Source organism: Polaromonas sp. CG_9.5 (genome assembly GCF_035984465.1).
Classification (GTDB): domain Bacteria; phylum Pseudomonadota; class Gammaproteobacteria; order Burkholderiales; family Burkholderiaceae_C; genus Polaromonas.
In genome coordinates, this window is the sequence record NZ_JAXCHR010000010.1 from 1 (window position 1) to 14,420 (window position 14,420).

14 protein-coding genes are annotated in these 14,420 nt (G+C 58.1%); 6 read left to right on the top strand and 8 right to left on the bottom strand.

Features of this window, described 5'->3' with window-relative positions; all coding sequences use genetic code 11:
- Window positions 1–143: 143 nt before the first annotated feature.
- Entirely contained in the window at window positions 144–359 is a 216-nt protein-coding gene (locus RCH06_RS09605) for a toxin-antitoxin system HicB family antitoxin (RefSeq protein ID WP_327081238.1), read from the bottom strand.
- The gene (locus RCH06_RS09610; RefSeq protein ID WP_327081239.1) at window positions 356–784 is read right to left on the bottom strand and encodes a PIN domain-containing protein; all 429 of its coding nucleotides are present in this window, start codon (window positions 782–784) and stop codon (window positions 356–358) included. Before RCH06_RS09610 ends, RCH06_RS09605 begins: the two co-directional genes overlap by 4 nt.
- A gap of 72 nt (window positions 785–856) precedes the next feature.
- On the opposite strand from RCH06_RS09610, the gene RCH06_RS09615 reads away from it, so the two are divergent.
- The gene (locus tag RCH06_RS09615; protein WP_327081240.1) at window positions 857–4,252 is read left to right on the top strand and encodes a type ISP restriction/modification enzyme; all 3,396 of its coding nucleotides are present in this window, start codon (window positions 857–859) and stop codon (window positions 4,250–4,252) included.
- Window positions 4,253–4,338: 86 nt separating this feature from the next.
- A complete protein-coding gene (locus tag RCH06_RS09620) occupies window positions 4,339–4,668 on the top strand; it encodes a cupin domain-containing protein (protein ID WP_327081241.1) in 330 nt (109 codons plus the stop codon).
- Between the two features lie 51 nt (window positions 4,669–4,719).
- On the opposite strand, the gene RCH06_RS09625 is transcribed toward RCH06_RS09620, so the two are convergent.
- The 4 genes from RCH06_RS09625 to RCH06_RS09640 form a co-directional block, all read right to left on the bottom strand.
- Window positions 4,720–5,787 (bottom strand): NAD(P)H-dependent glycerol-3-phosphate dehydrogenase, encoded by a 1,068-nt coding sequence (locus RCH06_RS09625; RefSeq protein WP_327081242.1) that lies wholly within the window; start codon window positions 5,785–5,787, stop codon window positions 4,720–4,722.
- A gap of 45 nt (window positions 5,788–5,832) precedes the next feature.
- Entirely contained in the window at window positions 5,833–6,312 is a 480-nt protein-coding gene (gene secB, locus RCH06_RS09630) for a protein-export chaperone SecB (protein WP_327081243.1), read from the bottom strand.
- A gap of 175 nt (window positions 6,313–6,487) precedes the next feature.
- Complete coding sequence (gene grxC / locus RCH06_RS09635; RefSeq protein ID WP_327081244.1) at window positions 6,488–6,748, bottom strand: glutaredoxin 3; 261 nt, start codon at window positions 6,746–6,748, stop codon at window positions 6,488–6,490.
- 116 nt (window positions 6,749–6,864) lie between these two features.
- The gene (locus RCH06_RS09640) at window positions 6,865–7,275 is read right to left on the bottom strand and encodes a rhodanese-like domain-containing protein (RefSeq protein ID WP_327081245.1); all 411 of its coding nucleotides are present in this window, start codon (window positions 7,273–7,275) and stop codon (window positions 6,865–6,867) included.
- Window positions 7,276–7,409: 134 nt separating this feature from the next.
- Between RCH06_RS09640 and gpmA the strand changes: the two genes are divergently transcribed.
- The 3 genes from gpmA (at window position 7,410) to RCH06_RS09655 (ending at window position 10,771) form a co-directional block, all read left to right on the top strand.
- Window positions 7,410–8,156, top strand: coding sequence for a 2,3-diphosphoglycerate-dependent phosphoglycerate mutase (gpmA, locus tag RCH06_RS09645; RefSeq protein WP_327081246.1), 747 nt, complete (start codon window positions 7,410–7,412; stop codon window positions 8,154–8,156).
- 262 nt (window positions 8,157–8,418) lie between these two features.
- Window positions 8,419–9,858 carry a S41 family peptidase gene (locus tag RCH06_RS09650; protein ID WP_327081247.1) on the top strand — a complete coding sequence of 480 codons (1,440 nt, stop codon included), beginning with the start codon at window positions 8,419–8,421 and terminating at the stop codon, window positions 9,856–9,858.
- A 133-nt stretch (window positions 9,859–9,991) separates the two neighbouring features.
- A complete protein-coding gene (locus RCH06_RS09655) occupies window positions 9,992–10,771 on the top strand; it encodes a HesA/MoeB/ThiF family protein (protein WP_327081248.1) in 780 nt (259 codons plus the stop codon).
- Between the two features lie 23 nt (window positions 10,772–10,794).
- Here RCH06_RS09655 and RCH06_RS09660 read toward each other — a convergent pair whose 3' ends face one another.
- A complete protein-coding gene (locus RCH06_RS09660; protein WP_327081249.1) occupies window positions 10,795–12,816 on the bottom strand; it encodes an AsmA family protein in 2,022 nt (673 codons plus the stop codon).
- Window positions 12,817–13,172: 356 nt separating this feature from the next.
- Between RCH06_RS09660 and RCH06_RS09665 the strand changes: the two genes are divergently transcribed.
- Window positions 13,173–13,574 carry a response regulator gene (locus tag RCH06_RS09665; protein WP_327081250.1) on the top strand — a complete coding sequence of 134 codons (402 nt, stop codon included), beginning with the start codon at window positions 13,173–13,175 and terminating at the stop codon, window positions 13,572–13,574.
- A 134-nt stretch (window positions 13,575–13,708) separates the two neighbouring features.
- Here the strand turns inward: RCH06_RS09665 and RCH06_RS09670 are convergent, their stop codons facing one another.
- Window positions 13,709–14,341: a response regulator transcription factor gene (locus tag RCH06_RS09670; RefSeq protein WP_327081251.1), complete on the bottom strand. Its 633-nt coding sequence runs from the start codon at window positions 14,339–14,341 to the stop codon at window positions 13,709–13,711.
- Window positions 14,342–14,420 lie beyond the last annotated feature (79 nt).

The window sequence follows — 14,420 nt, forward strand, 5'->3', positions numbered from 1 at the left end:
CTCGTCCTTTTGCGCAGGACTGAGTTCGCTGAGATCGGGCAGGCTGGGCATTGCTCTTATTCTCGCTTATCACTTCGAGGGAGCTGAGTAGTTACAAAAAATGATTAGTTGGCGCATTAGAAACGGCTAAAAATCTCCCTGCTTCAGCCCAGCGCCTTGCCCAGCAGCGCCAAACCCCGTTCAGCCTGGCCAGCACCGGCCTGCGCACGCACCCGAAAGCGCGTTTCAGCATCAAACTCGGCCAGCATCAGACTGGTCATTTCATCCATTAATCGATTGATGGTGGTGCCCCGACTGCGGGCCAGCAGGCGCAGGCGCTGGTGTTTGTCGTCTGGCAACCGGAGGGTCAAAGCGCTCATGATGAGATCTCCTTCAAAAAAGTTTCAGGACTGACGATTCGCAGCCCAGGGAACGCCAATTCGCTGGCTGCAAAGTCGCGCAAATTTCGTGTGACCAGGTAGTGTGCGCCGCCTGCTACGGCAAGTTCCATCAAATGGTTGTCACCCTCGTCACGCAGATTGGGGCGCCAGCCAAAATATATCCGCGTCCATTCACAAGTAGCCAGATAGATGTCCAGCAACTCAGACCTTTCTGGCTGCGTTAGCCGGCAAGAGGCAAACAACGCATCGCGCCCAAGAACTGCCTCATGCTCCAGGAACAAGGCCGAGCCCATCAACGGCAAATACAAGCCCTGCAAACCGGCGGCAAGCGCCTGATTTGAAGCACCAACCCCCAGGCAAGCGCCAATAAATATGTTGGTATCGAGAACTACTCGCAATTTCATACCTAAATGGTATCATTTTCGATACCAAAAATCACTTTCTCCCCAAAAACTACAACCATAAGACTCGGCTTCATGGCAAAAACGCTTTCTCTTGAAACATTCCTTCATGCCGTGCGCGGCGTTCATGGCAGCGGCGGCGGAACGAAAGAAACCTCCTGCTACACCGCGCTGAACAACCTGTTGGACGCCGTCGGCCACGCGCTCAAGCCGCGTGTGCGCTGCGTGATGCAACTCAAGAACCTGGGCGCCGGCAACCCCGACGGCGGCCTGTTCACCGCTGACCAGTTCGACCGCGCCAGCGCCGAAGTGAAAAACCTGGGCGCTCCGGCGCGCGGCGTGATTGAGGTCAAAAGCCCCGCCGAGCCCGTCAACGACACGGCCACCAGCCAGCAAATCAGCAAATACTGGAGCCGCTACCAGCTGGTGCTGGTCACCAACCTGCGCGACTGGCTCTTGATTGGTGAGCGCGGCGGCCAGCGCGTCACGCTGGAGCGCTTCACCCTGGCTGCTGATGAAGCCAGCTTCTGGGCGCTGGCCGCGCATCCGACCAAGGCCCAAACCGACCAGGGCGAAGCGTTTGAAGACTTTCTGGCCCGCGTGCTGCTGCACAAAGCCCCGTTGTCCGACCCCAAGGATTTGGCCGCCTTGCTGGCCAGCTATGCGCGGGAGGCGCGTCACCGCATCATGGCAGCGGGCGACGTGGCCATTGCGCCCCTGAACGCCCTGAAAGCCAGCCTCGAAAAAGCCCTCGGCCTGACGTTTGAAGGCGACAAGGGCGAGCAGTTTTTCCGCTCGACGCTGGTACAAACCCTGTTTTACGGCATGTTTGCCGCCTGGGTGTTGCAGCATGAATCCGATGCGCCGCCAGAGAACTTTGACTGGAAAACCGCCGCTCACAGCCTGCATGTGCCCATGGTCTCGGCACTGTTCGAGCAGCTCACGCTGCCCAGCAAGCTCAAGCCGCTGAACCTGGCCGAAGTACTGGACTGGGCCGCAGACGCGCTGAATCGGGTGGACAAACCCGCTTTTTTCAGCAAGTTTGAAGCCGACCGGGCGGTGCAGTATTTCTACGAGCCCTTTCTCGAAGCGTTTGACCCGGACCTGCGCCGCGAACTGGGCGTCTGGTACACGCCCGAAGAAATCGTGCGCTACCAGGTGGCGCGCGTCGATGAGCTGCTGCAAACCGAGCTGGGTTTGCCCGACGGGCTGGCCGACCCGAACGTGGTGGTGCTCGACCCGTGCTGCGGTACGGGCGCCTATCTGGTGGAAGTGCTGCGCCTGATCGGTGAAAAATTCAAGGCGCAAGGCATGGACGCCATGACCGCCCATCAGCTCAAGCAGGCCACCACCACCCGCCTGTTCGGCTTTGAGCTGCTGCCCGCGCCTTACGTGGTGGCGCATTTGCAGATGGGACTGGTGCTGCGCAAGCTCGGCGCGCCGCTGCAGGACGGCGAACGCGCTGGCGTGTACCTGACCAACTCGCTCACCGGCTGGGAGCCGCCGCCGCCCGGCTCGCCCAAGGAGCAGATTGAGCAGTTCCCCGAAATCGCCCAGGAGCGCGAAGCCGCAGAAAAAATCAAGCGTGGCCAGCCGATATTGGTGATTATTGGCAACCCGCCCTACAACGGTTACGCGGGTGCCAGCATGGCCGAAGAGCGCGACCTGAGCAACGCCTACCGCGTCGCCAAAACCGGGCCACAGCCGCAAGGCCAGGGGCTGAACGATTTGTATGTGCGCTTTTTCCGCATGGCCGAACGCCAGATTGCCGAACATGCCGGACGCGGCATCGTCAGCTACATCAGCAATTACTCGTGGCTCGATGGCCTGAGCCACCCCGCCATGCGCGAGCGGTTTTTGGATGTGTTCGACCAGATTTGGATCGACAACCTGCATGGCGACAAATACCGCACCGGCAAACTCACGCCAGAAGGCCTGCCCGACCCCAGCGCCTTTTCCACGCCCAGCAACCGCGAAGGCATTCAAGTCGGCACCGCCATTGCCACGCTGCTTTGCACCGGACGTAACCACGGGGAAAAAAGCCTGCAGCTCGCCAACAGCGCAGCACCGCCCGCCCATGCGAAAGCGCCCGTTCATGTGCGTTCTTTCTGGGGTGCGGGCAAGCGCAAGCTGCTGGCTGAGTGCGACGGGGTATCCGGCCCTGTGTGGCAAAGCATTGCGCCCGCCGCCGTTCTGGGTCACGTCTTGGCACCGCTGGCGACTGCCGTGAACTACCTCGACTGGCCGCGCCTGCCCGAACTGTTTCCGGTGTCTTACCCTGGCGTGAAAACCAGCCGCGATGCCGCGCTGATCGGGATGGACCGCACCGAACTTGAGCAGCGCATGCAGCGTTATTTCAACCCGGACGTGACCGATGCCAGCATCGCGCAAGAAATACCGGCGCTCATGCAAAGCGGCGGACGTTTCAATGCGGCCCAGGAACGCAAGGAAGCCATCCATCACGGCATGGAGGTCGGAAGTTATGTTCGTTACTGCTATCGCCCAATGGATATGCGTTGGCTGTTTTGGTATCCGATTGGCAAATTGCTGGACGAAAAGAGACCGGATTACGCACCGCAGGCATTTGCAGGCAATCTATGGATTTTTACAACCGCTCGCACCCGCAAGGAAACACCGGAACCCGCCTTTGCCACCCATCTACTGGCAGACTTGAATTTGCAAGACAGCGGAACGCGGGGAATTCCCCTCTATTTGAGCGATGAAACACAGGCTTCGACCGATTCATCGCATTGGCGTGAAAACCTGACGGCAACAGCGGTTCACTATCTGGAACAAGTCCAGGCCGGGGCGAAAGATCTTTTTTTCCATAGCCTGGCGGTGATGCAATCCCATAGTTACCTCACCGGCAACTCCGGCGGTTTGCGCCAGGACTGGCCCCGCATTCCCCTGCCCGCCTCGCGGGGCGCCCTGCTGGCGTCTGCCGCGCTGGGCCGTCAGGTCGCCGCCCTGCTCGACACCGAAACCCCGGTGCCCGGCGTGACGCAAGGCGCGATACGCGATGAACTCAAGCCTATCGCCGTCATCAGCCGCACCGGCGGGGGCGCGCTCACACCCGCCGAATTTGCCTTGACGGCCGGCTGGGGCAGCGGCGGCCAGGGCAGCATCACCATGCCGGGCAAGGGCAAAACCGAGCCGCGCGCGCCCCAGCCCGGCGAGCAAGCCGCTGCCTTGGGCAGCACGCCGACGCTGGACGTGTACCTCAACGCCACGGCCTGCTGGAAAAACGTGCCCCAGCCGGTCTGGGACTTCACGATCGGCGGCTACCAGGTGATCAAAAAGTGGCTCAGCTACCGCGAGCAACGCGTGCTGGGCCGCGCCCTGACGATGGCCGAGATCATGGAAGTCACCGCCATGGCGCGGCGCCTGGCGGCGCTGGTGCTGCTGCAACCCCGGCTGGACGAAAACTACCAGGCAGCGGCAGCCGCAACCTGGACACCGCCAGCGGTTTAAGCCACGCCCTCACAATGGCTTTGCCCGCGCTGCGCGGTATAAACTTTGTAAAAACCTTTCATCTCCCGTTTTCAAGGAACTTCACTATGGCCATTACCCACGCCGCCCCCGGACAACTGGTTGACGTTCAGCCGCTGGGCGACCAGCTGTCTGAGTCGCGCAATGTCGCGCTGTTCAAAAGCGATGAACTGGAGGTCATTCGCTTGGTCATGCCGGCGGGCAAAAGCATGCCGTCGCACGGGGTCAGGGGCGACATCATGATTCACTGTCTGGAGGGCGCGATTAACCTGACGGCAGGCGGGCAAACCCGGCAAATGATGGCCGGTCAGCTGATCTGGCTCGAAGGCGGCGTCGACCACGCGCTGGAGGCGGTGCAGGATTCGTCGCTGCTGCTGACCATCGTGCTTCGGAAATAATGATCAAATATGCCTATCCCGCAACCGGGACGGGCGTGACCAGCTATTGAATCAATAGCATGCCATTTCGGCTTTTGGCTCGCGCTCCATCAGCAGCGCGACCGCTTCGGACGGCTTGAGCTTGCCGTCGAGCAAGGCCACCACGCTCTGCGCAATCGGCATGTCCACGCCCAGGCCGGCGGCGCGTTGCACCACGGTGCGGGCGCAATAAACCCCTTCAGCCACATGGCCGAGCGACGCCAGCACTTCGGGCAGGCTTTTGCCTTGCGCCAGCAGCAGGCCGACCTTGCGGTTGCGGCTCAGGTCGCCAGTGGCCGTCAGCACCAGGTCGCCCAGGCCCGACAGGCCGGTAAACGTCTCGGGTCGCGCGCCCAGCGCCACGCCCAAGCGTGTCATTTCGGCCAGACCCCGGGTGATCAGGGCGGCGCGGGCATTCAGACCCAGCTGCAGTCCGTCGCACAGGCCGGTGGCAATCGCCAGCACGTTCTTGACAGCCCCGCCGACCTCGACACCCACCACGTCGTCGGTGGCATACACCCGCAGGCTGGGACTGTGAAAGGCCGCCACCAGCGCCGCGCGCACTTCGGCGTGTTCACTGGCAGCCACCAGCGCCGTCGGCTGGCCGCGCGCCACTTCCAGCGCAAAGCTCGGGCCGCTGAACACACCTGCTCTTAAATGAATAGCGACTTGCGCCCGTACTTCATGCACCATGCGGCCAAAAGGTGCTGAAAGCGCAGTTGAAGCCAAATCTGGCGCAACCGGCGCAACCGGCGCTTCAAACCCTTTGCTGAGCCACGCCAGCGGCACTGTCACGTGCTGCAGGCGCTGCAACATGCCGCGTGCGGCGGCAACCGGGGTGGCGAGGATGATCAGGTCTTGTCCGCTGACCGCCTGGGCCAGCGACGCTTCGCCGCCGCCATGCAGCAGCAGGCTTTCAGGCAAGGCGATGCCGGGCAGGTAGCGGGTATTGGCGCGCTCGGCCTGCAGCGACTGCACTTGTGCGGCATTGCGTGCCCACAGGGTGACCTGGTGCCGCGTCATGCCGGCATGGGCAGCGCGTGCGGCATTCACGGCCAGGGCAGTGCCCCAGGCACCGGCTCCCAAAACAACTATTTTCATGGCGATTCAGCGTGACGGCCCGGGACATTCATCCCGGGCCGACCATCAGACAATGATTTGCGGCGCTTCAGGCAGGGGCATGGCAGAAGCCATCGCGGCGTCGGCCTGCTGCTGCTCGTACATGGCCTGGAAGTTGATTTCGGCCATGTGCACGGGCGGAAATCCGGCGCGCTGAACGACGTCGGCCACATTGCTGCGCAGGTACGGGTAAACGATTTGCGGGCAGGCAATGCCGAGGAGCGAGCTCATCTGCTCGTCCTGGATATTGCGGATTTCAAAAATACCGGCTTGCTTGGCTTCGACCAGAAACACGGTCTTGTCTTCGATCTTGGTGTGCACCATGGCGGTCACGGTGATTTCAAACAGGCCTTCGGCGACCGGCTTGGCGTCCACGCCGAGCTGGATTTCGACGCTGGGCTGCTCCTGGTTCAACAGGATTTCAGGCGAATTGGGTTGCTCGAGCGACATGTCCTTGAGGTAAACGCGCTGGATCTGGAATACGGGATCAAGATTGGTTTCGGCCATGGTGTTCTTTCGTCAGGGTGCTAAAAAATCGGAAGGGATCAATCTGCCTCGGTGTCGGCCAGCGCCCGTCAAAGGCACCGGCCCAGAGGCAGGCTGAGGCGCATTATCACCGGCCAGCCGCCCGCAAAAGCGGCCCTCCGGCGGCATCAATCACGCCATGCAGGAAAGCGCTGGATCAAGCGCCAGCCAGCAAGGGAAGCAAGCCGCCACGCTCGTCAAGGGCGACCAGATCGTCGCAGCCGCCCACATGGGTGTTGCCGATAAAAATCTGCGGCACGCTGCGCCGGCCGGTGATTTCCATCATTTTCTGGCGCTCACCGGGCACCAGATCAACCCGGATTTCGTCGAGTTCGGTGACGCCGCGCTGCTTGAGCAGTTGTTTGGCCTGAATGCAGTACGGGCAGGAGCCGGTGGCGTAAATCTTGACGGTTTGCATGGGGAGTTTCTCCGGGTCAGTGCCCGCGCATGTGGCGGGCAGGAAAGAAAGGGATCAGTTCAATGCTTGGCCGCTGCATTAAAAGCAGCCGGGCATCTACAAGAACTGGCGCCTGTTCAGGCTTTTTCAATCGGCAGATTAGCGTCTTTCCACGCCTTAAGTCCACCGCCCAGCGATTGGGCTTGCTCGTAGCCGAGTTTTTTGGCAATCGCCACTGCGCGGCCGGAACGCGCGCCGGTGGCGCATACGATGATCAGCGGCAAGGCTTTGTTCTTGACCACCAAAGGCAGTTTGGCCTCTAGCTCGCCCAAGGGCACGTTTTTGGCGCCGCCGACATGGCTGGCAGCAAATTCAGCCGGCTCGCACACATCAATGACCACGGCTTTTTCGCGGTTGATAAGCTGCACCGCGCCGCTGGCATTCAGCGCACCGGCATTCATGCCGCCGGCAATCATGGGCCAGAGCAGCATGCCGCCAGAGGCAATGGCTATCGAAATCAGCATCCAGTTATCGATCAGAAATTTCACGTAGACCCTTTGTATGTTTTTCACTCAAGCGGTGATTTTAGAATGGAGGCAGACGTTAGCCTAAGGGCATGCCCTTTATTCCGCGCTTATGACTATTTCCAACTCTTTTCAATTCTTTTAAACCTTCAAAAACCATGTACAAACTCGTGCTCATCCGCCACGGCGAATCAACCTGGAATCTGGACAACCGCTTTACCGGCTGGACCGATGTCGACCTTACCGAAACCGGCATCGCGCAAGCGAAAAATTCAGGCCAGTTGCTCAAGGCAGAAGGTTATGAATTTGACATGGCCTATACCAGCGTGCTCAAACGGGCGACCCGCACGCTTTGGCATGTGCTGGACGAGATGGACCAGACCTGGTTGCCGGTGGTGCACAGCTGGCGGCTCAACGAACGGCATTACGGCGACCTGCAGGGGCTGAACAAGAGTGAAACCGCCAAGAAGTTTGGCGACGAGCAGGTGCTGGTCTGGCGCCGCAGCTACGACACGCCGCCGCCGCCGCTGGCCGCCGATGACATCCGCAGCGAACGCAGTGACCGGCGTTACGCCAAGCTGCAGCCCGGCCAGGTGCCGCTGACCGAGTGCCTCAAGGACACCGTAGAGCGCGTCATGCCGTTCTGGACAGAAGCCATGGCGCCCGCCATCAAGGCCGGCAAACGCGTCGTGGTGGCCGCGCACGGCAATTCGATCCGGGCGCTGGTGAAGTACCTGGACAACATTTCAGACAGCGACATCGTCGGCCTGAATATTCCGAATGGCATCCCGCTGGTGTATGAACTGGACGCTGAACTCAAGCCGCTGCGCAGCTATTACCTGGGCGACCAGGAAGCCGCAGCCAAAGCGGCCGCAGCGATTGCGGCACAGGGGAAATCGGCATAAAACCGGATGAATCACCCGGCAAGCGCCCTGAAAAGCTTGCCGGGACTGCCAGTGCGCGCAGCCATGAATGCCACTGATGCGCACATTGGCCGCCAGATTTGTAAAAATCCGGTAAAGCCTTGCAAAACCAGTCCGTCAGCCGCACTTTTAGAAGGTCGCGGTGCGCGGCGGGTGGAACTGAAATGTTCAGCGTATCTCCAAGGTGTATATTTCTTCGATACCAAGGAGCATGGGTTCCTCAACAGGCTTAGGAAAATTTTTTATGGGTCAGAAGCTCAAGATAACAGGCTGGATTGCCATTGGCGCAATGGCAGGAGCACTTACCACGGTGCAACTGCAGGCGGTCGCCCGTGCCGGCATGGCACCTTTGCCACTGGAAGAATTGCAGCAGCTCGCAGCAGTTTTCGGCATGGTCAAAACTGACTATGTGGAGCCCGTGGACGAAAAGAAACTGATCACCGACGCCATCACGGGCATGGTGGCCAGTCTGGACCCGCATTCGGCGTATTTTGACAAGAAGTCGTACAAGGAATTCCGCGAGGGCACGTCGGGCCGTTTTGTCGGTGTGGGCATCGAAATCACCCAGGAAGACGGATTGGTCAAGGTGGTCTCGCCGATCGAAGGCTCGCCCGCCGACCGCGCCGGCTTGAAGCCGAACGACCTGATCACGCGCATTGATGACACGGCCGTCAAGGGCTTGAGCCTGAACGATGCCGTCAAAAAAATGCGGGGCGAACCCCAGACCAAGGTGCTGCTGACGATTTTCCGCAAAGATGAAAGCCGCACCTTCCCGGTCAGCATCACGCGTGAAGAAATTCGCACGCAGTCGGTTCGCAGCAAAGTCATTGAACCCGGCTATGCCTGGATTCGCCTGAGCCAGTTTCAGGATCGCACGGTGGATGACTTTGTCACCAAGATGGAGCAGATTTACAAGCAGGAACCCAACCTGAAAGGCTTGGTGCTTGATCTGCGCAATGACCCGGGCGGCTTGCTGGATGCTGCGGTTGCGGTGTCAGCCGCCTTTTTGCCTGAGAACGTGACGGTAGTTTCGACCAACGGGCAGCTGCCCGAAAGCAAATCCACTTTCAAGGCGTCGCCCGAGTTTTACCAGCGCCGCAGTGGCGCTGACCCGCTCAAAGGTTTGCCAGCAGCCCTTAAGACGGTTCCGCTGGTGGTGCTCGTCAACGAAGGCTCGGCCTCGGCCAGTGAAATCGTAGCTGGCGCATTGCAAGACCACAAACGCGCCATTATCATGGGCAACCAGACTTTCGGCAAAGGGTCGGTGCAGACAGTGCGTCCGCTGGGGCCTGACACGGGCATCAAGCTGACCACGGCGCGCTACTACACGCCAAGCGGCAAGTCGATTCAGGCACGCGGTATCGTGCCTGACGTGATGGTGGATGAAACCGCCGAAGGCAGTCCTTTTGCCGCATTGCGCACCCGTGAAGCCGACCTGGAAAAGCACCTCAACAGTGGCCAGGGCGCTGAAGTAAAAGACGCAGGCCGTGAAAAAGCCCGCGAAGACGCATTGAAGCGGCTTGAAGAAGAAGCGAAAAAGACACCTGAACAACGTCGCCCGCCCGAACTGGGCAGCGACAAGGACTTTCCGCTGGCGCAGGCCCTCAATCAACTCAAGGGCAAGCCTGTACTGGTCAGCAAGACAGCAGTGGTTGAACCCAAGAACGAGAAAAAAGATAACTAAGCGAGTCTGATCTCAGTCTCTGGTCACAAAAGGCCGGCTCTTGCACAATCAAGACGCTGGTTTATCCTTTTTTAATTTTTGAAGTCATCAACCTGCCGCGTCGCCTTCAAGCGGCCGGCTTTTTTACTTTTCCATGAACGACGAACAGCTGCTTCGCTATTCCCGGCACATCCTGCTCGACGAAATAGGCATTGAAGGGCAGGAAAAGCTCCTTGCATCGCATGTGCTGATCATTGGCGCTGGCGGTTTGGGCTCGCCGGTCGCTTTGTACCTGGGTGCGGCGGGCGTTGGACGCATCACCCTGGTAGACCATGACCGCGTGGACGCTACCAACCTGCAGCGCCAGATTGCCCATACCCTGGAACGAATTGGCGAATTCAAGGCGGATTCGGTGGTGCAGGCGGTTGCCGCTCTCAACCCCGATGTAAAAGTGATCCCGGTGACTGAGCTGGCTGACGACAGCCTGCTTGAACGGCTAGTGGGCGGAGTCGACCTGGTGCTGGACTGCACCGATAATTTTGCGACCCGCCACGCCATTAACCGGGCCTGTGTCAAACATTCAAAACCTCTGGTCTCGGGGGCGGCGATACGTTTTGACGGACAGGTAACGGTGTATGACCTGCGCAGTGCCGCCTCGCCCTGCTATGCCTGCATTTTTCCGGAAACAGACCTGTTGGAAGAAACGCGATGCGCCGCCATGGGCGTGTTTGCGCCTCTGGTGGGCATTATCGGCACGGTTCAGGCCGCAGAAGCCCTGAAAATTTTGTGCGGTATTGGCCAATCACTCACAGGAAGACTGCTGATGCTTGACGGGCGGAATATGGAATGGCATGACATGAAACTGATGCGTAATCGGGCCTGTTCGGTTTGTGCCGGAACCGCCCCGGAAGGCTCCGCCACATCAGCCTTCTGACCAATCGCCCGGTCCGGCAAAAATTACTTTTTGACAGTCGATGAAGATTTCGAGGTTGACTTGCGTTGGTCAGCTTCCTTGAGAACGGCAGCGCAATCTGCATTGACGCCGGGGCCGGTTTCTATCGTTGCAGCCAGCGCCAGCAATGGATTGATAGCCCCCAGAAGCAGCGCCAGACCGGCCCGGCCGGCCAAAGCTGCTTTTTCCGGCCCTGCTGACATATCGGCGAACGTACCGCCAATTCGCAGTGGTGACCGCAGACTCAAAATACTCATGTCTTTGGGTTTTGGCTTGAGCAAGATATCGAGCGTTTCGTTGCGCAGACTGATCTGCCCTTCTCCGGTAATCACGGTGTCACTGGTATCAAGCACGATGGCGCGGCTGCTCATCAGGCCCTGCTTCACATCAAAGGCCGCTGCAGCGCACCTTAACTGCACATTACGGTCGCCTCTCAACAGGAACTTGATCACTTCGCCGCCGTCGAGTCCCATGAATTCGAGCAGGATGTTGCTGATTTCGCCTTTACCCATCAAAACCGCCACATTGCCTGACGCAGAGCCCAGCATTTCAGCCACTGAATTGCCACGCCCTTTCAAGTCAAACTGTCCGCTGATCTTGCCCAGGCTGGTTTTGGTGTTCTTGACAGTCGGAAACAACTGGTTGAGCTGCAAAGCGCGCGCGTCCAGGTTAGTGGTGAAGGACGCAGGCATCACATTGGCATCAATGCGGATCGTGCCAGCCAGTGCGCCGCCAGCTATTCCGAGTGAAATAGGTTCGAGCTGCAGCAGCCCTGCATTGAGCTTGATGTGAACAGAACCCTTGTCAAGCGGCAATTCGCGCACGTGCCGGATGTCAGCGGCTGCGTATGTCACATCAGCATTCATGGCTTTGAGTTTGGTGACATCCAGCGGTGTTGTGGGCAACACCTTGCCCGGAGCAGTTCCAGCGGTAGCGGCACGTTTGCCTGAAGTGGCAGCCGATGGCTTGGCTTTTTTGTTATGTGCAGCGGCCACTGCTTTTGGGGCTGAGCTGCTGGAGGGCTCCAAACCAATGATGGGCCCCAAATCCGCAAAGTCCATTATTTTTGAATGTATTTTTCCGCTTAAAAGAGGTGTCGCCGCAGACTGATCAAAACTCAATACACCGCTGAGATCGGACTTGCCGAGCAGCCCCTGCATCTGAGTGACTGCCCAGAGCTTTTCCTTTTTTTCCAGCTTACCGCGCAGTTTGTAAGGTGGCGTTGATGGCATCACTACGCCCAGCAGCGTGTACAGATCGTCCAGATTTTGACCCTGCAAGTCGAACGTCGCATCAATCCCCTCCAAGTCGGCAAGATTAGCAATCGAACCCTTGGCTTTCAAGGTGGTTCTTCCTGCCACGGCGTTTACCTCAATCGGAAAAGGCGCTTGCGTGTCCTTGCTGAATTTCAATACGCCCCCCGTACGACCGTTGGCCGTAAATGCGCCATTTTTCCATTTGCCGCTTGCTTTGTAGCTCAGGGGAAGCGGATTGCCTGACTCCGGGGCTAGAGAAAAATCGATATCCAGATCGGCACCTTGCTCTCTGGCGAGGTAATTCACACTGCCCTTATCCACTATGACAGCGCCAATCTCTGGCACCGCACTGGTGTCAGAAGTGTCCCGCGAAAGCGCCCAGGTTCTTCTGCCATCGGGCTCAATCTGCAGGCCAGCCTTGGGTTCGGTCAGAGAAATTCGGGACAGCACCACTTTTCCGAAGAGAAGCGGAAACAGCCTGATGTCAAATTCGGCCGCAGTGGCTTTCAGTAGGTAGGGGTCATGGGCCCATTCAGGATTGGCAATTTCTACCCCTTGCGCCCGAACCGTGGTGGTGCGTCCAACATCTACAGACAGGTGTTGCGTAATCTCAAAACGCCGACCCAACTGCTCTGAGACATAACGATTGATAGGTCCTCGCAAGAGATCCCAAGGGAAAAAATAAACCAGCAAGACAAGCATGACCAGCAATGCCGCAAGTCCAGCCAGCCAGCGGCGAAAAGTGGTCGATAACAACAGGGAATACTTCATGCTTGGGTACAGGGGTTATTCGCCATTTCCAGAATACGCGCGCTGCACTGAAGATTCAGATCAAATAACACGCAAGAATGCCGCTGGGCATGCCTCTGACTATTGCCCAGGTCTTGGCTTTTGATCGTCAGAAAGCGCGATAAAAAACTGTCGGCACCTGCCTACAGGGCATTGACATAAAACCGTCGGAAATGCCCTACAAATACTGGCAAAGGCCGCTGGCACAATAAACCACTACGAAACGGATACAGTAACTTACAAGCCAAGCTGGCATCTTCTGGCTCTTGCCAGCCGTATTGGTCGGAATTTTCGCAACTCATACCGAATTTACTGCCACCGTTAACTGGACATGAGCCGTGAGACTGAAAACATACATCGTCGAAGACAACCCCACTATCCGGGAAAATCTGATTGGCACTCTGGAAGAGCTTGCATGCATCATTGCTGTAGGAACAGCAGAAACTGAAAATGATGGCAAAGCCTGGTTGACCGACAACTCCCAGGAATGGGATCTGGCCATAGTCGATTTATTTCTGAAGCAAGGAAGTGGATTGGGCGTGCTGGCCGCTTGCAGGGATCGCCCTTCGCGGCAGAAGGTAGTGGTTCTAAGCAACTACGCCACAGCAGATATCCGCCAGCGGTGCGCGCAGCTTGGCGTAGATGCAGTGTTTGACAAATCCAATGAGATTGATGCCTTGATCGACTACTGCCTTGAACAAAACAGTACGGCTATCGACGCTGAAAAACCTTCCAGCTGAGCCAATGGCCGAGCACGGCTTGCGCAGCCATAAGCCTTTATCCGGCACAAGAGCAAAAAACAATAAGTAACGCGTTTAACCATTGAATTTATAGCCGCGCATTCTTTAAAGAATTTTGCGGCTACAGCAGTTTCTCAGTCAATCAGCTTGTTTTTAAGCGCGTAATAAGTCAAGTCGCTGTTGGAAGCAAGGCTCATCTTTTCCATCACGCGGGTGCGATAGGTGCTGACTGTTTTCACGCTCAGAGAAAGTGCTTTGGCAATATCGCCCGCAGTTTCACCCTTGGCCAACTTGAGGAAAACCTGGAACTCACGCTCGGACAACTGCTCATGCGCAGCCACGTCCTTGGGACGATTCAGCTGCTGCGCCAAAAGCTCCGCAACGGCCGCAGTGATGTAGCGCTTGCCCAGCGAAATCACCCGAATTGCATCAACAATTTCAGATGGATCGCATTCCTTGTTCAGGTAGCCGCTCGCGCCCTGACGAATCAGGTTGACCGCGTAATGCTCTTCCGGATAACCGCTCAGGATCAGGATACCTACATCAGGCGCTTTGGCACGTATCATGGCCAGCGCATCAATTCCGCTTTGCCCTGGCATAGATAAATCCATGACCAGAATGTCCAGTTCGACATTGCGAACCAGATCAATCGCTTCGCGTCCGTTTGCAGCTTCGCCGACAACACGCAAGTCCACCTGGTCCGAAAAAAACTGTTTCAGTCCAGAACGCACAATCGCGTGGTCATCCACAATTCCAATTTTTATCATGTCGCTCTCTTTCTATAAAACCTGTATTGCCCGGCAATCTCAACCCAAACTATTGTTGAACCGGGACAACTGCATTGAT